Raw genomic sequence first — 19,676 nt, forward strand, 5'->3', positions numbered from 1 at the left:
GTTAGAATTTCAATCTGGAAATAGTTCCTGGTTCACAGTTCAACGCCCTGCTTCAAGGCGGGCTGTGACCACCCCACAATCAGTGCACAGCAGGAAACAGCGCATGAGCCACAAGAGCATACTCGTGACTGGCGGAGCCGGTTATATCGGCAGCCACGTCGTCCGGCAACTCGGCGAACAAGGTGAAGACATCCTCGTACTGGACAATCTGTCGACCGGTTTCAAAGAGGCAGTAACCAGCGGTAAGTTGATAATCGGCGATACCGGTGACGACGCATTGCTCGAAAAAATATTCGCCAACAACGACATTGACACTGTGATGCATTTCGCCGCGCACACGGTTGTGCCTGAGTCGGTCAGCGATCCGCTGAAATATTACCGTAACAATACGGCCAGCAGCCGCACCCTGCTCGAGCACGCCACCAAGGCCGGTGTGAAGCACGTGGTGTTCTCATCAACCGCCGCGGTATACGGCGTGCCGGAGACGGGCAAGGCGTCTGAATCGACTCCAACCCGCCCCATCAATCCGTACGGTACGTCCAAGCTGATGACCGAATGGATGTTGCGAGACCTCGCGCACGCGGGCGGCCCGAGCTACGTCGCTTTGCGTTACTTCAATGTCGCGGGTTGCGAGCCCGGCGGTCGAATCGGTCAATCAACCCCGAAAGCTACTTTGCTGGTTAAAGTTGCCTGCGAAGCTGCGGTTGGTCGCCGACCGCAGGTGTACGTTTACGGCACGGATTACCCAACGCCCGACGGCACCGGATTGCGCGATTACATTCACGTCGAAGACCTTGCGTCAGCCCACGTCGATTCATTGACCTACCTGCGCAGTGGCGGCAAACCCGCAACGCTCAATTGTGGTTACGGCCATGGCTACAGTGTGCGTGAAGTGCTGGAAGCCGTCGCACGGGTCAATGGCAAGCCGCTCAACATCGTCGAAGAGGCTCGACGCCCGGGCGATCCACCAGAACTCGTTGCCGAAGTTACCAAGATTCACAAGGTCCTCGGCTGGCAGCCCAAGTTCGACGACCTCGACACGATTGTGCGCACCAGCCTGGAATGGGAACGAAAAATTGCGGCGGGCGACAAGTCTGCCTATTGGGCGGCGTAAGATGCCCGGCCGGCCCGCAGCCCCTGCGGTTCCGGCCAGGCTCGCCCTGTAACGCCTGACCCAGTCCGCTGGCGTGGCTGCAATTCTCGCTGACAGGCCCTAAACTCCGCCCATGAAATTTCGTCGCCCTCGTTCGCTTAACGGCCTGATCCTTGTTGGATTCGGGCTCGTTGCAGCGCCTTTGCTTCTTGCCATCATCTGGGCGCTCTTCAGCCTGGACCGTCTTGCCGAGCAGAGTGAACAGCTCGTAATGACGGGCGTTTCGGCGGCCGAACAAAACCGACTGCTTTTTGAACAAGTGGGCTCTCTGGAACGCGTCGCACGGCAGCACGTCGTGCTGCAAAGTGACGACAGTCGGGAACTCTTGCGTCAGGATTTCGCCTCGCTGCAAGCTCGTTTGGAAATAATGTCACCCATGATCGCACTGGCGGCTGCTGAGGAACCGGCGGCCAACGTCGGCGCAAGAGCCGAGAGTATAGTGGCCGCCTTGTTGCAGCCTGTTGCTAATCCGGAGCTTAACGTGCAGGCACTGTCTGACTTCGCACCGTTACGCCAGAACGTTACCCGACTCACCGCGCAACTGAGCGACCACACTGAACGTCAGGTTGAGGAGTTGCAGGACAATATCCGCAATGCGCAGCAAATTTCGGCGTGGCAAACCGCTGCCCTTGTACCGGGAACCATCGTTGTTGTGCTTTTTTTCACGTTGTTGGTTGCACGGCCAATTCGCCAGATCGATCAGGCGATCAATCAACTGGGCCAAAGTGGATTCTCCAAGTCCATTCGTATCAATGGTCCGACCGATCTGGAAAAACTCGGTCACCAGCTCGATTGGTTGCGACTGCGTCTCCTCGAACTGGCGCAGGAAAAAAACCGCTTCCTGCGACACATGTCGCACGAGTTGAAGACCCCCCTTGCCAACATTCGCGAGGGCACCGAGTTATTGCTGGATGGCACCGTTGGCGATCTGCAGCCGGCGCAGCGCGAGGTCACGGATATCCTCCGCCTGAACGGCCTCAAGTTGCAGCAGTTGATCGAAAACCTCCTTAGCTTCAGTGCATGGCAGACCAAGAACGAAGTATTGACGCGCAGCGACTTCCCGATACGCGCACTTGCCGTTACTGTTGCCAAAGCACAGCGCCTCGCACTGAAAGCAGGTCAGATTCAACTGAGGCTTGAGGTACAGGATGAAGTTATCAATGCGGACCGCGACAAGATTCGCACCGTCTTGGACAACCTGCTTTCGAACGCTATTAAGTTCACACCGAAAGGCGGTTTGATTACTATTCGAGGCCTACGTGAGGAGCGACATTTTGTGCTTGAGTTTGGTGACACAGGTCCCGGCATTCCAGCGGACGAACAACCACGGATATTTGATGCATTTTTTCAAGGGAAACGCGAGCAAGGCGGCCAGGTAGCTGGAACAGGCATCGGTTTGTCAGTTGTACTTGAATGTATTCAGGCTCATGATGGCACCGTTGAGCTAATCGACTCCGATGAATTTTCCGGTGCGTATTTCCGCATACACATTCCGCAAAGTCAGGCGGCTGCACAACCCAGGATTGCTGCGAATGCCTAGACCACAATTTCGTCCATTGTTAATGCCCGTACTGTCAGTCTGCATGCTGGCAGTCGCGCTGAGTGGCTGTGCGCAGATGGATGAACTTATACGCGGCCAGCGTGCGAGCATCAGTGATGACCCGGCCGCAGTATCCGGTGCACCGGATACCGACAGTTACGTGCAGGAATTGTACGCACTGGCCAACGGTGACCCGGCAACCCAGACCGAGATACTTGCCGATGCTGAAACAACGGCCTCGCTCACTCCGAACCCCTCAAGCCGACTGCGCCTTGCACTGGCTTTAGCCACGCCCGGGCATGTCGAGGCAGACCCGGATCGTGCACAGGACATATTGCGGGATTTGCTCTCGCAAACCGAACTGCTGACGACAGGCGAAATAGCCCTAGCGACAGTACACCTGCGCAGCGTGGAACAACGCCTGATGCTCAGCCAGGAAACGGCACGACTACGAGAGCAATCGTCACGCACCGCTGATACCGAACAACGCGCCGTGGAACAGCAATTGGCCAGGGTCGAAGCCGAGAACCGTGCGCTGCGCAAGTCGCTGGCAGAAGCAGAACAAAAACTCGAGGCCATCACGACCATCGAACGTTCCATTCGTGAACAGACAGAAAACGGCAGCAATCAGCAATAGCGTTACTGTTCGCGAAGCCCGGCAACTGTCACCTATCGGCGACAGTGCAAACCCGGCAGGACAATTCATCGTACACGCGCCATAATAGCGGCCCGGATGTCACACAAAGTAAGTCCATGGCGAGCAAAAACAGCACAACGAAAGGCCGAATTCTTCTGGTTGATGATGACCCAGGACTGCTGCGCTTATTGAGCATTCGACTTCGCGCTGAAGAATACGACGTTGAAGCCGTCGAGAGCGCGGAAAAAGCATTGGCGGTCGTCAATCGCTTCCAGCCGGATCTTGTCATCACCGATCTGCGCATGGACAAGATGGACGGCATAGGCTTGCTAAAAGAATTGCAAAGCCGGTCGCCAGGACTTCGGGTTGTAATCGTAACCGCGCACGGCACTATTCCCGACGCCGTGACTGCTACCCAGAGCGGTGCATTCGGTTTCCTGACCAAACCAATCGATAAAGATGAACTCATGAGCGCGGTAGAACGCGCGATGAAAATATCCGGCTCACCAATGGCGGATATAGAAGACAACTGGTGCGAGGAGATCATTACCCGCAACCCGAAGCTGAAGGAAATACTGGCACAGGCAAAAATGGTTGCCGCAACCGATGCGCGAGTACTCATCAATGGCGAATCGGGTACGGGCAAGGAACTGCTGGCACAGGCAATTCATCGCGCAAGCCCGCGACGCAACAAACCTTTTGTCGCGATTAATTGCAGTGCGATGGCCGAGAACCTGCTCGAATCTGAATTGTTTGGCCACGAGAAAGGTGCTTTCACTGGGGCCACGCGCAGCCACAAGGGCCTGTTTCAATCCGCCGAGGGCGGCACATTGTTGCTGGATGAAATTGGCGACATGCCGATGCGCTTGCAGGTCAAGCTGCTGCGCGTGCTGCAGGAAAATCAGGTTCGCCCCGTCGGCAGCACCGAAGCAATTCAGGTCGATGTACGCATAGTCTCTGCAACCCATCGCGACCTGCAGGACATGATGCGCGAAGGCCGGTTTCGTGAAGACCTTTACTATCGTCTGAATGTAGTCAACATCAACCTTCCTGAACTGGATGCGCGGCGCGAAGATATACCATTACTGGTGTCGCACTTTCTGCAGCAGCTCGCCGCCGACGACGACACTGACCGCAAGGTCTACGCGCCAGAAGCTGTCGAATTACTGGTTACAGCGGAGTGGCCGGGCAACATACGCCAGCTCTACAATGTCGTGCGGCAGAATGTTGCCTTGTCGCGCTCACCCGTGATCAGTGGCGAACTGGTACAGACCTCATTGGGAGAGCACGCTGGCAAACTTGCCTCGTTCAGCGAAGCCCGTGATGAATTTACCCGCAACTACCTGTCGCAGATTCTGCAGATAACCGGTGGCAACGTGAGCCAGGCGGCACGCCTGGCGAAACGAAATCGCACGGATTTCTACAAACTGCTGGCACGGCACGAACTGAATCCGGATGCGTTCAAGGTTCGCTAGTTAGCCCGCGCCGCTATAACCCAGCGGGTCTGTACAACGCCGCACTCAGCGACTGCGGCTACTGAAGACAAGCCATTGCCGTTGTTACTCTTTTGTTTCGTTCGCGCGCTTCGAGTACGCCTCGGCGGACAAGCCGTACTTGCTTAGCAGGTCATACAACGTCGGTCGCGTGACACCCAGCAGTTCCGCCGTGCGCGAAATATTGCCAAAATTTTTCATCAGCGCTTTGCGTATAGCTTTGGATTCCGCGTGCTGTCGCACCTCGCGAAGATTAAGTGTCTCTTCTTCGGCGTCAACGCCCGCCAAGCCAAGATCGGCGGCGGTGACCTGCTTGCCGTCAGCCATAATTACGGCGCTCTTGATTTTGTTCTCCAGCTCCCGAACGTTGCCGGGCCAGGAATACGCTTCTATCGCTTCCGCCGCATCATCCGAGAAACCGCTTATCGCCCGCTTCTGCTGTTCAGCGTATTTGTTCAACAACACCCGGGCCAGAATCAATCGACCCTCTTCGCGGTCACGGAACGGCGGAATGTCGATCGTGATTTCGCACACCCGGTAGTAAAGGTCCTCGCGGAACAGGTCCTGCTTAATCAGTTCGACCGGATTCTGATTGGTAGCGCAGACGACCCGTACATCAACTGGTATTTCTTCGCGGCCACCGACCCTCTCGACTACCCGTTCTTGCAGGAAGCGGAGCATCTTGGCCTGCAGTGACATCGGCATATCACCGATCTCGTCGAGGAACAGCGTGCCGCCATCCGCCATTTCGACCTTGCCTGGTGTTTGCCGGGCGGCTCCCGTGAACGCACCTTTTTCGTAGCCAAACAATTCCGACTCGAGCAGGTTCTCCGGGATGGCCGCGCAGTTAATGGCGACGAATCGCTTATCCCGTCGCGGGCTCAGCCGATGAATTGCACGGGACAACAATTCCTTGCCCGTACCTGACTCGCCCAGCAACAAGGTTGTGACATTGGCTGGCGCGACCTTCTCGATCATCCGGCAAACCTGCAGCATCGCGTCACTGGCTGCAACGATACCTTCCAGCGGCGACTGGGTGTCAACAGCCTGTAATCGCCGGTTTTCGCTTTCCAGTTCCGCAATGTTGAAGGCCCTATCAACGATTAGTTGCAGCGTGTCAGTATCGACCGGCTTCTGGTAGAAGTCGTAGGCGCCAAGCGCGATAGCGCGTAGCGCATTCTGCTGATCACCGTGGCCGGTAACGACAATGACTTTGGTGAACGGCGAAAGCTTCACCGTCTCCTGGAGCGTCGCCAGACCTTCCTCCACACCGTCAGGCTTGGGAGGCAGCCCCAGGTCCTGGAGTACGACCAACGGCTCGTGGCGGCGGAGCTCCGCGATCGCTGAGGTACGGTCACTGGCTGTCACTACGTCGTAGCTTTCGAAGCACCACTTAAGCTGATTCAACAGACCCGGATCATCTTCGACGATCAAAAGCTTGCGGCTCGATTCGCTCAATTTCTCCCCTTCTTTGTTTGGTCTTTCGGCATAGCGACCAGCAATGTTGCCACGTTAACGCCAGCGATGGCATGGCTTACGTCACATCAGTTACTGCCTACCCGGTCCGGCGAAATTCGCATGCCCGAATACGAGCCTCGACTGACCCCAGGAACCGGTTGGTAAGGACGCACGCAAGTCGCAGCATCGGGCAACGACTTAGTACCTGCCACAAGGCAAAGTATGCGCTCGTCGATAGCAGGCAAACCACACAGACATCAGGTCCGGCAACACTGCCGGCCGTCCGGCAGACGTGTCCTGCCTTACCCCCTGCATAACGAAATTGGGCCCGGGACCAAAGACAGAAAGGCGGTAGTTATCACGCCCCACAATAATAAATCACATTACTAAAACCCCTTAACTCATTGTTTTAACTAACACTACATGTCGATGCCACCCATTCAGTAATCTGATTGACAATCATTCTCATTAGCGTTTAAATAAGGCCACGTTGATTGATTGGGAAACCGCGCATGTACGTCTGTATCTGCAACGCCGTAACCGACAAGGAAATTCGTCGCGCTGCCAAGTCCGGTGCCGGCAACCTGTACGAGTTACAAGAGCAGCTCGGCGTTGCTACCCGTTGCGGCAGCTGCGCGGATCAGGCGCGCGAAATACTCAACGAAGTTCATGGACAGCAGCACCGGGCCGCGCCAACTCTTTACGTACCCGTTCACGCTTAGCTCACCAATGACCGGCCTCGCTACGGCTCACGTAGCAGGGATTCCATCTCGTCAACCAGCAGCTCCGGCTGCGTGCCGCGAATCAAAGTCATTCTCACTTTGATTGCCAGTATGGCAACTTGCAGTTGCCCGGGCTGGCACTATCATTGGCCTTCTCTACCTAGCACACGGAGTGCCACATGAAAGGCGACCGCACCGTCATCGAACACCTCAACCGCGTTCTCAAGAACGAACTCACCGCTATTAACCAGTACTTTCTCCATTCGCGAATACTGAAAGACTGGGGCTTCGACAAACTTGGCGACAAGGAGTACGAGGAATCGATCGATGAAATGAAGCACGCGGACCAACTCATCGCGCGCATTCTGTTCCTCGAAGGCCTGCCGAATCTTCAGGAACTGGGCAAACTCAACATAGGCGAAGATGTGCCGGAGATCCTGCACGCGGACCTGAAACTGGAAATGGATGCCCTCCCCGACTTACAGGTAGCCATAGCGTATTGCGAAGCCAATAAGGACTACGTTAGCCGCGAAGTATTCGCCAGCATTCTCGAATCAGAAGAAGAACATGTCGACTGGCTGGAAACCCAGATCAGTCTGCTGGAAAAGATGGGCACGGAAAACTACCTGCAATCACAGGCCTAAAGCGAAGCGCCAGTACACCCGGCCGCCTTTCTATCTAACGGGCAGTTTGGGGAAGCGAAAACCCTCAATGCCCAACGAAAAAGCCCCGTCGATTACGGGGCTTTTTTTGTGCGCTGATCCTGACAATGTTCGGGCATCGCATCCTTTCGCGGCGTCAAGCGTGGCCGCATCAGGCTAACCGGCGCAATGTGACTGATTCTCCCCGAGTGGCTTAAGAGTACCGGTCAGCCAGGAACGGCTGACCGGTACATATCAGAACACTGCCGCGACCTGGCTAGAGCTACGCCAACGCCATGCCACGTGGGCGAATCCCGTCGCTCGTTGATCAGCCAGCAACGGGATTTGCGTGCAGATCGTCATTCGAAATCGAACGACACTCCCTGGGCCAACGGCAGTTCCGTCGAGTAGTTTATGGTGTTGGTCGCGCGACGCATGTACGCCTTCCAGGAGTCCGATCCTGATTCACGGCCACCGCCGGTCTCCTTCTCCCCACCGAACGCACCGCCAATCTCTGCGCCCGACGTACCGATATTGACGTTGGCAATACCGCAATCCGAACCGGATGCGCCGAGGAACAATTCAGACTCGCGTACGCTCAACGTGAAAATTGCAGACGACAAGCCAGCTCCGACCGCATTGTGTGTCTGCAAGGCATCAGCCAGATTGGTGTAACGCACGGCATAGAGTATGGGTGCGAACGTCTCTTCCAACATCGGGCCTGCTTGTTCCTGCATTTCGACGAGCGCGGGTCGGACGTAATAGGCACCCGGAAATTCGTCTTCCAGTACCCGCTCACCGCCCGTCACAGTAGCACCCAGTGCACGCGCATCAGCCAGTGCCTTCTGTATCTGCTCGTAGGCAAACTTGTCGATCAGCGGGCCGACCAGAGAGTCGCTGGTCAACGGATTGCCGACTGTAACCGTCGCGTAGGCTTTCTTGACTTTTGCCACGAACTCATCGTAAATCGTATCGTGTGCCAGCAACCGACGCATTGAAGTACAACGCTGGCCGGTCGTGCCGACCGCGCTGAACACAACTGCTCTCAGCGTTATATCCAAATCCGCTTGCTCGCTGACGATGCCGGCGTTATTGCCGCCCAGCTCAAGTATGGTGCGTCCAAACCGCTCCGCAACACGCGGCCCAACCTGCCGCCCCATCGCTGTTGAACCAGTGGCCGAAACGAGCGGCACCTTGGGGTTCTCAACCAAGGCGGCTCCACCAACCCGGTCCGCCAGAGCAAGTTGGTGCAAGCCCTCAGGAGCATCACCGAATCGTTTCAATGCCCGATCCAGAACGGCGGTACATGCCAATGCCGTGAGAGGCGTCTTTTCTGACGGCTTCCATAACACGCTGTTGCCGCAGACCAGCGCCAACGCCGTGTTCCAGGACCATACAGCGACCGGAAAGTTGAAAGCACTGATGACACCGGTAACACCCAGCGGATGCCAGACCTCAGTCATCTTGTGACCAGGTCGTTCGCTGGCAATCGTCAGTCCGTAGAGCTGCCGGGACAGGCCGACGGCAAAGTCGCAGATATCGATCATTTCCTGAACTTCGCCCAATCCTTCCGAAGGGATCTTTCCAACCTCGATACTGACGAGCCGGCCAAGGTCGTCTTTGGATTTACGAAGTTCTTCGCCCAAAAGGCGAACCAGTTCGCCTCTTCGAGGTGCGGGCACCAGTCGCCACTGCAGAAACGCATCATGCGCTTGCTCAACCTGAGCATTTACCTCTTCGACAGTCGCTTTTCTTACGGAACCAATCTCTTCGCCGGTCAACGGAGTGGTGACTCTTAGTGTGCCGGTATCGCTTTGGAACGCCGGAACACCCAATCGTCCAAGTATCTCTGCTACTTCAGTCTTCATCGTCATCTTACAATCCGCCGTTCGCTTTCAAGTGTCTGAATCCGGCAAGAGCTGTCTCGCAAAGCTGGTCAATTTCCGCCTGCCCCATTGCCGTCGACAACATTCCTGTACCAGTACCAATCAATAGAATTCCATTCGCTGTTATGTAGTCCAGAAAGACCTGCAAGCTCTGATTCTCGGCAGCACTCGCGTACGCACTCCGATAGTTCGATGGAGCCTCGGGCTTCAATAAAATCCTGAACATCGAACCACTTCCCGTTACGCACGCGGAGATCCCGGATACCGCAATAGCTTCAGCAAGTTGCTTGCGGGCAATACTCCCAAGCCGATTGAGCCCGTCAACTGCGTTCTGATCGAACAATCGCATAGCCGTACGGCCGGCGGTCATAGTGACCGGGTTAGCAGAGAACGTGCCGGAGTGAGGGAATAAAACAGGTGACTTCAATGGATCCATTACATCCATTACTTTGGACGAGCCTGCAATAGCACCTACTGGAAAGCCGCCGCCAATCATCTTGCCCATAGCGGTCAAATCAGGACTTACGCCCAATGCTTCCTGCGCGCCACCGAATCCACAGCGAAAGGTAATGACTTCGTCGCAGACCAGGAGGATGTTGTTCTTCTTCGTCCACTGCCTCAGCGCCTGCACACACTCTTTCTGTGCCGGAACTAAACCAATCCGATGTGGGATCAGATCCAGTAAAACGCACGCGAGCTCACCGACGTGCTCTTCGAGAATCTCGATGGACTTGATGGCATCATTGAACGGAATAACCACCACATCATTCAGGGCCGATTGAGGCGTGCCATGTGCAACCGGCACGCTCGCCGGCCTTTCTGCGTCACCCCAGTTGCCAGGGTTCGACGTTTGGCTGACTTCCGCAAAGTCGTACAGGCCATGATAGGCGCCCTCGACTTTCGCAATCTTAGGCCGCCCTGTGTACGCTCGAGCTGCTTTCAGGCAACTCATTACCGCTTCAGTTCCCGAATTTACAAACCGTATCTTTTCGAAAGAGGTGCCACGATCAACCATCTCTTCGGCGTACAGCACTTCCTGTTCTGTCGCTAGTGTAAAAGCCGTCCCGCGTCGCAGCTGCGCACTAACTGCAGCGACGATTTCCTCGTTGGCATGGCCATGAATCAGCGATGCCATATTATTGGCAAAGTCGATTCTTCGATTTCCATCAAGGTCTGTGACATAGCAGCCGCTGCCATAGTCAACGTAGAATGGATGTGGCTTTCGTAAAACGGTGTTTCTGCTACAACCGCCCGGCATGACTTTTTGGGCGCGTTCGTAGAGCAACTCACTCCGAGAGCGTTCGCCACCGGCAACTGACTTGTTATCCGCGATCATCGGGACACTCCCTTTTCAACGTTGTAGTCGGCCGGAATAACAATTGGCGCCCCTGTCTTTTGCTGCAACGTGTCGAGATCAATACCCGGCGCGAGTTCTATGAGTTCAAAGGCGTTATTTCTGATACCGAGTATGGCCAGATCGGTATATACCCGAGAGACCACCCCGCGACCTGTTGCCGGAAGCGTTATCGCGTCCACAAGTTTTGGTACGCCGGATTTCGTGCAATGCTGAGTAGCTATGATGACTTGCCTGGCTCCGGCAACTAAATCCATGGCACCACCAACGGCTGGCGCTGCATCCGATTCGCCCATTGACCAGTTTGCAAGATCACCCGATCGTGAGACCTGCATAGCGCCGAGTATGCATATATCGATATGCCCGCCTCTGATCATTGCGAAGCTATCGGCGTGGTGAAAGTAGGCAGCTCCGGCAATAGCAGTTACGAGCTTCTTACCTGCATTTATCAGCTCAGGATCCTCTTCGCCAGGCGCTGGCGCCGGACCCATGCCGAGCAATCCGTTCTCAGTATGAAAAATGACCTCTCGATCTTCCGGTATGTGATCAACGACACTTTCCGGCATACCGATACCCAGGTTGACGTACGAACCGTCCGGGATATCGAAGGCAATCTTTCGGGCTATGTCCTGCCGACTCCAACCCGTACCGCTCTCAGCACCAGTACTCATGGGTAGTGCACCTGTCTGGCCACCAGCTCAGACTCCTGAAGTGGCGACCTGATCTCGACAACTCTGTCTACATAAATTGCGGGAGTAACGATGGATTCAGGATCCAGCTCGCCTACCCCTACGGTTTCATTGGCCTGGACGATAGTCGTCTTCGCCGCCGTTGCCATGACGGGTGAAAAGTTTCTCGCTGTCTTGCTGTACACGAGATTGCCAAAGCGGTCAGCGCGTCGGCATTTGATCAGTGCGAAATCCGCTTTCAGTGCAGGCTCCAGAACGAACTCGCGCCCGTCGAATTGCCTGACTTCTTTGCCTTTCGCTAGCAAAGTTCCGGCAGATGTCGCCGTGTAGAAGGCAGGGATACCTGCGCCACCCGCACGAATCCTCTCTGCCAGTGTTCCCTGTGGAACCAGCTCAAGTTCAATTTCATTCCTCGAGTACAGATCCGGAAACACTGTCGAATTCGTTGTTCTCGGAAAGGAACAAATCATTTTCGCCACGCGACCGTTCTCAATGAGGGCGGCCAGTCCGACGTGGCCGCTGCCGGTGTTGTTATTCACTACGGTCAGGCCGCGAGCACCTTGATCGATCAGCGCGTGAATAAGCTCGATGGGACTGCCGGCCTCGCCAAAACCACCGATCAATACGGTCGCACCGTCGTGAATATCGGCAACTGCCAAAGCGGCAGATTCTCGGAATTTATTGATCATAAGAGTGAACCGACGTTACTACTCTAGCGCTCGAGGTACTTGAGCTTATCGGAAACCCCACTCCACTTATCGGCATCTGGAAGCCGTTCTTTTTTCTCGGAAATGTTCGGCCAAATATCGGCGAGCTCCGCATTGAGTTCAATGAACGCCTTCTGATCTTCGGGTACATCATCCTCTGCATAAATTGCATCCTCCGGGCAGGCCGGAACGCAATCTTCACAATCGATGCATTCATCTGGATTGATGACCAGAAAGTTCGGGCCTTCATAAAAGCAATCGACAGGGCAAACTTCGACACAATCCGTGTCCTTGCATTGAATGCAGTTTTGACCAACAACAAACGTCATCGCAGTACACCTTTTCCGATCAAGCTTGCTGCAACAGAGGCTTTTGCACCACCTGCTCTTCTGCCTGGGTAAACAGCCCGGCTTCGTCGTAAATCACACGATCTTCGTAGCCACTGAACCAGATCGCCTCTGGGTTCCGGCCAACTATCGCGACTTTGCCTCGATCCGGAGCATCGGCAGCACCACGCAAGAGCTTCAGGATTACAACGCCGTTTTCGGTGCCAGGGACGCCGGCGAGCGGCTCGTTGGTTACCGCAACAACTTCGGTCTTGCCTCTGTAGTGCGTAATCGACAGGCGAGCATGACTTTCAACACCGGACAGTCCCTTCTGAGACTCGTTCAGAATATTCCACACCTCTTCAATCGGAAGGTTGAATGCTCTGTGCCCAATGATGTCCCGCCCACAGAAGAAGTAGTGGTTTTCCACCCTGTTTCGGCGCAGTTCGCGCTGCATGATGCGCAATGCGTCAGCATCACCGTTTATGCCTTTGATAATAGGAGCCTGGTTATCAATACTTAACCATTCGCGCTTACCCAGCTCTTTGATGCTGCGTTTGGTGCTCGGAACCCACTCCAGGCCGCCATCAGGGTCATCGATGTAGTTGCCATCGGCGTCTTTGGCCAGGAACTCATCGGGATGGTTAAAGTGAACCATGAAGCGGATCTGAGTGGACGGGTACGCTGCATGGAACTTGTCGACCATGTCGAAGAACGTCTCGTCGAATCGGTCCGGATAGAAAGCCAGCTCTTTGGTGCCTAGCCGGATGGATTCTATTCCAGCGTCTGCAAGCGCCGACCACCATTCGGCAATATTGTTGTTGCCAAGAACCATAGGATCACCGCCAGACATGAGAATCTCGCGAAGTTTTTCTCTACCAGTCTTTGGGTGACGGCCGCCATTCGCGGCAACCTGTTTGTTGTGCTCTTCAATATACGCCACGATTTCGGGAATCTGCGCGAGTCCTTTCGGAGCAATCGTGCCGTCCGGACGTGCGACTTCTTTCTTGGCTATCAGCTCTTCGCGGTAGCAAAATCGGCAATGCGCAGAGCACGTTGATGCGACATAAATCAAACCAAGCTCATATTTGTGAATCAAGCCTTCAACCGGGCTGTAATCCATCTGTTTGCCTGGGTCTGGTGCGCCCTCAAGGTCGTAAGTTTCTTTTGGACTGGCTTTGACCAGCGTCTGTATAGCCTCACTGTTCTTCGCCAAATCGAAGTAATGCCGGGTAATTTTTACCGGCATACGCGACTCAACGTCGGAACTGGTCCCACGAAGATCTACGAGGGTCTGTAACTCGTTCTTCGAATAGAAACCCTGCATGTCTTCCGGCACTTTCTTGTCAAGGAACTTCGCAAGGCCGGTAATAATCTCGCGCTTGTACTTGCCTTTTTGAACCGTATCCAGGAATGCTTGTGCTTTTTCAGAGGGTTGGAACTTCGCTTGATTAGCCATGACAGTCGCCGATTGGGAATCCGTTAGAGAGACGGTGCCATGCTGCCGCCCGCGAGACTGAACGACAAACGATGATTCGTCACGACTATATGAGCTAATGTAATGCGCAGAAAAGTACCAGCGGATTGCAGAATCGCTCGGCAGAAACACGCGCTCCGATTTTGCACGAGTACCCAACGACTCTACAATGTGGCCGCAAAGTCATACAGGTGAATTTGTGGCTTGGTATACAGGTGTTGGGATATCCATTATCCAGCACAACTAAAAAACGGACTTGACACCTTACTATCAGCGGAAACAGTGATTTGATGCTCTCAACTTCCGCTGCTCGGAGTCTAAGAAACGACAAGGACCCGCAATATTTTGAATAAGAAAAACTTGGTCAACCCTGTATCTATCAAGCTTGGCATTCTTTTGGCTGCGTTATCGTTCGGAAGCACGACCGAGACACTCGCAGATGAGCCACCCTTCCCTGCTACCGGTCAAATTGCAGGCCAATGGGACGGCGTTTTTCAATGTGACGGCTATACCACGAGCTTTGCCGTGCGCTTGCAACTTCCGGCCGGTGATACCGTATCGGGTTCAATCGAACGGCAAATTCTCGGGCCAAACTTCAAAGCCCACAGACAACCCTACGAGAAAACACTGGCCATCAACGGCCAGTACGATGCCCAAACCGGCGCAATAGCTTTTGGCACGGGTACAGGCCGTCAACAAGAGCTCGTCATTCGAGGGATAGTCTCGCCGAACGGTGATCGCATGACCGGGACAGCCCAGTGGGCACTTGGCCGAGGCTGCAGCCCGGTAGTCATGGGCAGGAATTTTGGCGGTGAAGTGAAAAACATACTGTCGCGCGCCAATACAAAGGCCTATCGACCGAAAGTTGATCCGCGCGCTTCATGTGAGGCCAAGGTCGAGAATTGGGTGAGTCAGCCATTGAGCTATGAGCAATACACCTACCAAATGCGCAATGCCGGTGATTATGCCGCTCTGGCACTCTTTGAAGACAGTCGCTTCAAACCATTTTTCGGAAAGTCGTTCTCCAAAATGTCCAGCCGCGATTTGATTGGCCTCGAAAATCAGGTTGCGCGGGCATGTTGGGCGAAAGTGGACTCCATCGGCGGAGACGCCAAAACGGCCAATAGTGTTTTGAGCATTCTGCGACTGCAACGTGGCGGCACGGTTAGTGCACAGATATATCCGTACGCCGCTGCGATTGCCCGCTCGTGGCAAGAACAGGCCGTCGCCAGCACCGGAACGAATAATCCGCAGCAACTCCAACGACTGACCCAGGTCGCTCAGTTATTTACCCAAGTGCTCTGGCCCGAAGGCGGGTTCAATTTCACGGCGCAGGTGGCCAACAGAAAATCCGCCGTTGGTGCAGACCGCATGGTCGCCGCGCTGGCAACGCTGCTTCAGAACGATGCACCCGGTTTTGAACAACTGGAATCGGTCGCCCTTTTTGAACAACGCTTCGTGGTGGGTCATTCCAGCGCTATGGAGTCACCGACTCGAGTGACCCGCCGCTCCAGGCAGGAAGTGGACGCGCGTCGGCAAGCCCAACAAGCCGCACGAGCCGAACAGAGTGCGGAGTTTGTCGTCAGCACTGAAGCAGCTGACGCCGCGCGGCAGGATATCCGTAACTATACGAATGAACATGCCGTACGCGCCGCTCAGTCCTATGCCGAGCAACAGCAAACGCCGGAACAGGTTCAAGTCAATTTATTGCCAGTGGGCCAGCGAGCGAATCAGCACTTACAAACTTATCTGACAGCAGACACCGCGAGACAGGTCGACCGGATATTTGCTGCCCAGCGGGATCGTCAGGCTGTGCAGTTTGCGGCACTGGAAATGCAGGCCTACCCGTCTCGGAAGGCTCAAGCTTCCAACGGCTTAGCTGGTCTGGCTACGCTCAATGCGTACTTCCGGCAACTACAGGGTCGCTACGGCGCGCTCCTTGCGCTGAACGCTTTTGACAAGCTCCGCACTCTGACCGCAAGAGACAGACAATCTCGCCTGCAACAGGCACAACCGCAGTTGCTTGCCCAACTGCATGCCAGCAACACCGTTGCTGGCATGGAAATGTTGATTGCCAATGCTGTATTGGAAGAAGATCAGCAAAGCACGGCTTTCACACCTGTGCGGCTAGCCTTTGCCACAAGACAACGAGAACTGGCCCCGTTCACAGATTATCCCGGTGCCGCGTACTTGAATGCCATTTATGCGGGGGATATGCGAACGGTCGAGACCATAGATAATGAGTATCAGGAACGTTTCAAACAAGCCATGCGGGAAATGGGCGGCGGCGTATTCAATGGCCTGTATGAACTGGCCATTGACCAGATTCGCCTTGTCGAGCCGGCAACCGCGGTATACCTCCTCAACTACCAGAAAAATTCCGCGCGTTGCCTGCGGGCAGATGCCGCCTCATTCACCGTCACGACCACTGTCCCAACGGTAACTACGACAAACCTTCTCGGCGTCGAGATGGCGAGAAGCGAGGGCTATACGATCAATTCCAGCTTCAAGGTTAATAAAGAGTTTGAGGCCACGTTCCGAAAAGTGGGGACGATGAAACCCAACGACTTCCTGGGCTCGATGGTCGATCAGTTTCTCGGCAACGGCGGCATCACGGCGGTAAACCAGGGTGTTCGCAAGATGATGCGAGACCATGCCTGCGACAGCGATGTCATTGAGCGTATGGAAGACAGGATGCGTTCTGTATTCCATCGCTGAACCCGCCAAAACTGCACTACAAAATCACACAACTGATTTGCACTACAGCCTGACCCGCCTAACGGTTGGCGGTAACATGCTGCGAATTTTGAACTGGCCCCCACATGCAAAACATTGGTACTGCCGACGGGTTCCTGGTCGCTTCCAGTGCAGCGGCAATTCTCGAACCCCTGTTCAGCTGGCGAATCCTGTGGATGCTCGGACTACCTACAGGTCTGTTGCTGATCTTTCTTAAGCGTTACATTCCCGAGTCCCCACGCTATCTCACCAGCAAGGGCCTGAACCAGCAGGCGCGAAACGTCTTGCAGCGATTCTGTGGTGACCATGAACACGACGTTTCTGCAGTCGTAGCCGAACCCCTTCCGGACTCGGACACCGGCAATTGGCGCGAACTTTGGTGTGCGCCCTACTACGGCATCACGTTGGGGTTGGTGGCAACCGGACTTGCCTGGGGATTGGTGAATTTCGGTTTCCTGCTGTGGCTGCCAACCAGCTTACGGGCAACCGGGTTGGAGGAGCAGGCGAATGCGATCATTGCCCAATCCGCGCTCGTCGCCCTGCCGGGCGTATTGCTGGTAGTTTGGCTCTATCACTTCTGGAGCAGTATTCGCTCACTGGTGCTTTTTATAGTGTTCACGGTCGTCTCGCTCTGGATGGTATGTCTGGCACGCGGTTCCGTCGACGAGTCGACGACGCTGCTGAGCGCTGCGATCGCCCTTTTGCTGGTGAGTGCGAGCGGCGTCATCGCCATGCTCATCCCGTACGCATCGGAAATTTTTCCGGTCCACTTGCGCGGTACCGGGGCCGGCATTGTTGCGGCCAGCTCCAAGACAGGCGGTATTCTAGGTGCGTTGCTCGGTGTTGCCGGGTTGTTTGACAACCTGATGCTGGCGGCAATGATCATCACCGGTACCATGGCCGGCTCGGCCTGGCTGCTGGCCCGTCACGGCATCGACACCCGTCGCCTGAAGCTCGAAGACATCCACGGCGCCATCCTGCGCCGCGGTGCTTGAACCATGTCACTTTTTGCCAGGTGCGTGGCCAACCGCAGCTAACAGGCGACTCATCCCGGGAGGTGGGATCGGGCGTGATGCGACTCGACGCAACCGTATCAATCGAGAAATAAAAGAACCGTACAAGACGGGCCTTTTTGTTTGTATGGCGTCCCCAAGGGGATTCGAACCCCTGTTACCGCCGTGAAAGGGCGGTGTCCTAGGCCTCTAGACGATGGGGACTCAGGACTTGTTTCCGTAAGGATTTGGTGGAGCTAGGCGGGATCGAACCGCCGACCTCTTGCATGCCATGCAAGCGCTCTCCCAGCTGAGCTATAGCCCCACGGAGGCCGGGACTTTACGTAGCCATGCCTGCGCTGTCAAGGCGGAACCGAAATTCCCTGAGCGTATTGCTATCAACTGGCTGCAGCTCTCTCGCGAATCATTTCGAGTGCTGCATCCAGACGCTGCAAACTACGCTCCCGGCCGATTAATTCCAGCGTGATATCGATAGGCGGAGAAACGCCATTGCCAGTCACCGCAACACGCAGCGGCTGACCCAGTTTCCCCATATTGAGATCAAACGCCGCAGCAGCGGCTTCAATCGTCTCCATGAGCCCGCTTGCCCGCCACTCTGGCAATGCCGCCAATCGTTCGCGCACATCCAGCAAAGGCTCCAGCACAACCGGCCGAAGGTTTTTCTTTGCCGCTTTAGGATCAATCTCGTCAAAGTCGTTGTAGAGGTACTGGCAACTCTCGGCCAGGTCCACCAGTGTCTCGGCGCGTTCGCGGTAGGCGTCTGCAACTGCCGACGGCTCAGGCCCTGAGTCAACAGCCAACCCCGCCCGTTCAAGAAACGGCCGCAGCAGCTCGCCGAGCTCTTCAGCCGGCATCGCCTTGATGTGCTGCTGATTGAGCCAACGCAGCTTTTCCGGATTGAAGGCGGAGGCCGATTGATTGACGTCGGCGATATCGAACAATGCAATCATCTCGTCGACCGAGAAAATTTCCTGATCCGCGTGTGACCAACCCAGCCGGACCAGATAGTTGAGCAACGCGGCAGGCAAATACCCTTGCTGCTGATAGTCACGTATATCGACAGCGCCGTGCCGCTTGGACAGCTTGGCCCCGTCAGGTCCCAATATCATCGGCAGGTGCGCGAAACTCGGCGGAGAGACCCCCAATGCGGCAAACATGTTCATTTGCCGCGGCGTGTTGTTGAGATGATCGTCCCCTCGAATGACGTGCGAAACACCCATGTCGGAATCATCGACAACCACTGTGAAGTTGTAGGTCGGCGCACCATCAGAGCGACAAATAATCAGGTCGTCGAGCTCGCGGTTACTGAATACCACATCACCGCGAACAAGGTCTGCCACCAGCACATCGCCGTCCGCCGGATTACGGAAACGCACAACCGGCTTCACCCCATCAACAGGCACAGCGCCATCACGACAACGACCGTCGTAACGCGTTTTCACGCCAGCGGCCATTTGCTCCTCGCGGAGAGCGGCCAGGCGCTCCCGGCTGCAATAGCAATGGTAGGCCTTACCCTCGTCCAGCCATTGGGCAATCACCTCGCCATACCGGTCGAAACGTCGGGTCTGGTAGACGGGCTGCTGATCCGAGGTAATGCCGAGCCACGACAGTCCTTCGAAAATGGCGGTGACGTTCTCGTCCGTCGAGCGCTCGCGATCAGTGTCCTCAATCCTTACGAGGTATTCTCCGCCGGTGTGGCGCGCGTACAGCCAGCAAAAAAGCGCAGTGCGAATACTGCCAAGGTGGAGGACTCCAGTTGGGCTCGGAGCGAAACGGGTACGAACGGTCATTTCAGGGTCTGTTCCTGCCTGAGAAAAAGGCTGGCAATAGTAGCAGAAAGCCGG

The 19,676-nt window shown here is 55.5% G+C and carries 16 protein-coding genes and 2 tRNA genes; 8 read left to right on the top strand and 10 right to left on the bottom strand.

Annotated elements, in window-relative coordinates:
• The first annotated feature begins 103 nt into the window (after positions 1 to 103).
• The 4 genes from galE to AC0L8N_RS02170 all read left to right on the top strand — a co-directional run bounded on the left by galE (position 104) and on the right by AC0L8N_RS02170 (position 4,805).
• Complete coding sequence (gene galE / locus AC0L8N_RS02155; protein WP_473665937.1) at positions 104 to 1,114, top strand: UDP-glucose 4-epimerase GalE; 1,011 nt, start codon at positions 104 to 106, stop codon at positions 1,112 to 1,114.
• A gap of 112 nt (positions 1,115 to 1,226) precedes the next feature.
• Positions 1,227 to 2,693, top strand: coding sequence for a sensor histidine kinase (locus AC0L8N_RS02160; protein ID WP_473665938.1), 1,467 nt, complete (start codon positions 1,227 to 1,229; stop codon positions 2,691 to 2,693).
• On the top strand, positions 2,686 to 3,330 hold the full coding sequence (locus AC0L8N_RS02165) for a hypothetical protein (RefSeq protein ID WP_473665939.1): 645 nt from the start codon (positions 2,686 to 2,688) through the stop codon (positions 3,328 to 3,330). Before AC0L8N_RS02160 ends, AC0L8N_RS02165 begins: the two co-directional genes overlap by 8 nt.
• Positions 3,331 to 3,446: 116 nt before the next feature.
• A complete protein-coding gene (locus AC0L8N_RS02170; protein ID WP_473665940.1) occupies positions 3,447 to 4,805 on the top strand; it encodes a sigma 54-interacting transcriptional regulator in 1,359 nt (452 codons plus the stop codon).
• Between the two features lie 84 nt (positions 4,806 to 4,889).
• Here AC0L8N_RS02170 and prsR read toward each other — a convergent pair whose 3' ends face one another.
• On the bottom strand, positions 4,890 to 6,281 hold the full coding sequence (gene prsR / locus AC0L8N_RS02175; RefSeq protein WP_473665941.1) for a PEP-CTERM-box response regulator transcription factor: 1,392 nt from the start codon (positions 6,279 to 6,281) through the stop codon (positions 4,890 to 4,892).
• 512 nt (positions 6,282 to 6,793) lie between these two features.
• Between prsR and AC0L8N_RS02180 the strand changes: the two genes are divergently transcribed.
• Both AC0L8N_RS02180 and bfr read left to right on the top strand, forming a co-directional pair.
• A complete protein-coding gene (locus AC0L8N_RS02180) occupies positions 6,794 to 7,003 on the top strand; it encodes a bacterioferritin-associated ferredoxin (protein ID WP_473665942.1) in 210 nt (69 codons plus the stop codon).
• A gap of 179 nt (positions 7,004 to 7,182) precedes the next feature.
• Positions 7,183 to 7,647: a bacterioferritin gene (bfr, locus tag AC0L8N_RS02185; RefSeq protein ID WP_473665943.1), complete on the top strand. Its 465-nt coding sequence runs from the start codon at positions 7,183 to 7,185 to the stop codon at positions 7,645 to 7,647.
• A 356-nt stretch (positions 7,648 to 8,003) separates the two neighbouring features.
• On the opposite strand, the gene amaB is transcribed toward bfr, so the two are convergent.
• Genes amaB through AC0L8N_RS02215 form a run of 6 tightly spaced genes read right to left on the bottom strand, consistent with a single transcriptional unit; the run spans position 8,004 to position 14,065 of the window.
• Positions 8,004 to 9,518 carry an L-piperidine-6-carboxylate dehydrogenase gene (gene amaB / locus AC0L8N_RS02190; RefSeq protein ID WP_473665944.1) on the bottom strand — a complete coding sequence of 505 codons (1,515 nt, stop codon included), beginning with the start codon at positions 9,516 to 9,518 and terminating at the stop codon, positions 8,004 to 8,006.
• A 1-nt stretch (position 9,519) separates the two neighbouring features.
• On the bottom strand, positions 9,520 to 10,866 hold the full coding sequence (locus AC0L8N_RS02195) for an aspartate aminotransferase family protein (protein WP_473665945.1): 1,347 nt from the start codon (positions 10,864 to 10,866) through the stop codon (positions 9,520 to 9,522).
• Positions 10,863 to 11,555, bottom strand: coding sequence for a 3-oxoacid CoA-transferase subunit B (locus AC0L8N_RS02200; protein ID WP_473665946.1), 693 nt, complete (start codon positions 11,553 to 11,555; stop codon positions 10,863 to 10,865). The genes AC0L8N_RS02195 and AC0L8N_RS02200 overlap by 4 nt, the downstream gene beginning before the upstream one ends.
• Positions 11,552 to 12,262 carry a 3-oxoacid CoA-transferase subunit A gene (locus tag AC0L8N_RS02205; RefSeq protein ID WP_473665947.1) on the bottom strand — a complete coding sequence of 237 codons (711 nt, stop codon included), beginning with the start codon at positions 12,260 to 12,262 and terminating at the stop codon, positions 11,552 to 11,554. The genes AC0L8N_RS02200 and AC0L8N_RS02205 overlap by 4 nt, the downstream gene beginning before the upstream one ends.
• 23 nt (positions 12,263 to 12,285) lie before the next feature.
• Positions 12,286 to 12,609 (bottom strand): ferredoxin FdxA, encoded by a 324-nt coding sequence (gene fdxA / locus AC0L8N_RS02210; protein ID WP_473665948.1) that lies wholly within the window; start codon positions 12,607 to 12,609, stop codon positions 12,286 to 12,288.
• 19 nt (positions 12,610 to 12,628) lie between these two features.
• Entirely contained in the window at positions 12,629 to 14,065 is a 1,437-nt protein-coding gene (locus tag AC0L8N_RS02215; protein WP_473665949.1) for a KamA family radical SAM protein, read from the bottom strand.
• 363 nt (positions 14,066 to 14,428) lie between these two features.
• On the opposite strand from AC0L8N_RS02215, the gene AC0L8N_RS02220 reads away from it, so the two are divergent.
• Complete coding sequence (locus AC0L8N_RS02220; RefSeq protein ID WP_473665950.1) at positions 14,429 to 16,801, top strand: hypothetical protein; 2,373 nt, start codon at positions 14,429 to 14,431, stop codon at positions 16,799 to 16,801.
• A 104-nt stretch (positions 16,802 to 16,905) separates the two neighbouring features.
• Complete coding sequence (locus AC0L8N_RS02225) at positions 16,906 to 17,814, top strand: MFS transporter (RefSeq protein ID WP_473665951.1); 909 nt, start codon at positions 16,906 to 16,908, stop codon at positions 17,812 to 17,814.
• A 146-nt stretch (positions 17,815 to 17,960) separates the two neighbouring features.
• Here the strand turns inward: AC0L8N_RS02225 and AC0L8N_RS02230 are convergent.
• From AC0L8N_RS02230 to gltX, 3 genes are all read right to left on the bottom strand, one after another.
• A tRNA-Glu gene (locus AC0L8N_RS02230) sits at positions 17,961 to 18,036 on the bottom strand.
• A gap of 24 nt (positions 18,037 to 18,060) precedes the next feature.
• Positions 18,061 to 18,136, bottom strand: a tRNA-Ala gene (locus tag AC0L8N_RS02235).
• Between the two features lie 73 nt (positions 18,137 to 18,209).
• Positions 18,210 to 19,622, bottom strand: coding sequence for a glutamate--tRNA ligase (gene gltX, locus AC0L8N_RS02240; protein ID WP_473665952.1), 1,413 nt, complete (start codon positions 19,620 to 19,622; stop codon positions 18,210 to 18,212).
• Between the last annotated feature and the right edge of the window lie 54 nt (positions 19,623 to 19,676).

Source organism: Woeseia sp. D3-10, from assembly GCF_055809415.1.

Excerpts from the sequence above, each read along its gene's own strand:
- AC0L8N_RS02170 (WP_473665940.1), top strand. The coding sequence starts at position 3,447 with ATGGCGAGCAAAAACAGCACAACGAAAGGCCGAATTCTTCTGGTTGAT.
- AC0L8N_RS02180 (WP_473665942.1), top strand. The coding sequence starts at position 6,794 with ATGTACGTCTGTATCTGCAACGCCGTAACCGACAAGGAAATTCGTCGC.
- AC0L8N_RS02200 (WP_473665946.1), bottom strand. The coding sequence starts at position 11,555 with ATGAGTACTGGTGCTGAGAGCGGTACGGGTTGGAGTCGGCAGGACATA.
- AC0L8N_RS02215 (WP_473665949.1), bottom strand. The coding sequence starts at position 14,065 with ATGGCTAATCAAGCGAAGTTCCAACCCTCTGAAAAAGCACAAGCATTC.
- fdxA (WP_473665948.1), bottom strand. The coding sequence starts at position 12,609 with ATGACGTTTGTTGTTGGTCAAAACTGCATTCAATGCAAGGACACGGAT.
- amaB (WP_473665944.1), bottom strand. The coding sequence starts at position 9,518 with ATGACGATGAAGACTGAAGTAGCAGAGATACTTGGACGATTGGGTGTT.
- AC0L8N_RS02160 (WP_473665938.1), top strand. The coding sequence starts at position 1,227 with ATGAAATTTCGTCGCCCTCGTTCGCTTAACGGCCTGATCCTTGTTGGA.
- galE (WP_473665937.1), top strand. The coding sequence starts at position 104 with ATGAGCCACAAGAGCATACTCGTGACTGGCGGAGCCGGTTATATCGGC.
- bfr (WP_473665943.1), top strand. The coding sequence starts at position 7,183 with ATGAAAGGCGACCGCACCGTCATCGAACACCTCAACCGCGTTCTCAAG.
- AC0L8N_RS02165 (WP_473665939.1), top strand. The coding sequence starts at position 2,686 with ATGCCTAGACCACAATTTCGTCCATTGTTAATGCCCGTACTGTCAGTC.
- AC0L8N_RS02195 (WP_473665945.1), bottom strand. The coding sequence starts at position 10,866 with ATGATCGCGGATAACAAGTCAGTTGCCGGTGGCGAACGCTCTCGGAGT.
- AC0L8N_RS02205 (WP_473665947.1), bottom strand. The coding sequence starts at position 12,262 with ATGATCAATAAATTCCGAGAATCTGCCGCTTTGGCAGTTGCCGATATT.
- AC0L8N_RS02225 (WP_473665951.1), top strand. The coding sequence starts at position 16,906 with ATGCAAAACATTGGTACTGCCGACGGGTTCCTGGTCGCTTCCAGTGCA.
- gltX (WP_473665952.1), bottom strand. The coding sequence starts at position 19,622 with ATGACCGTTCGTACCCGTTTCGCTCCGAGCCCAACTGGAGTCCTCCAC.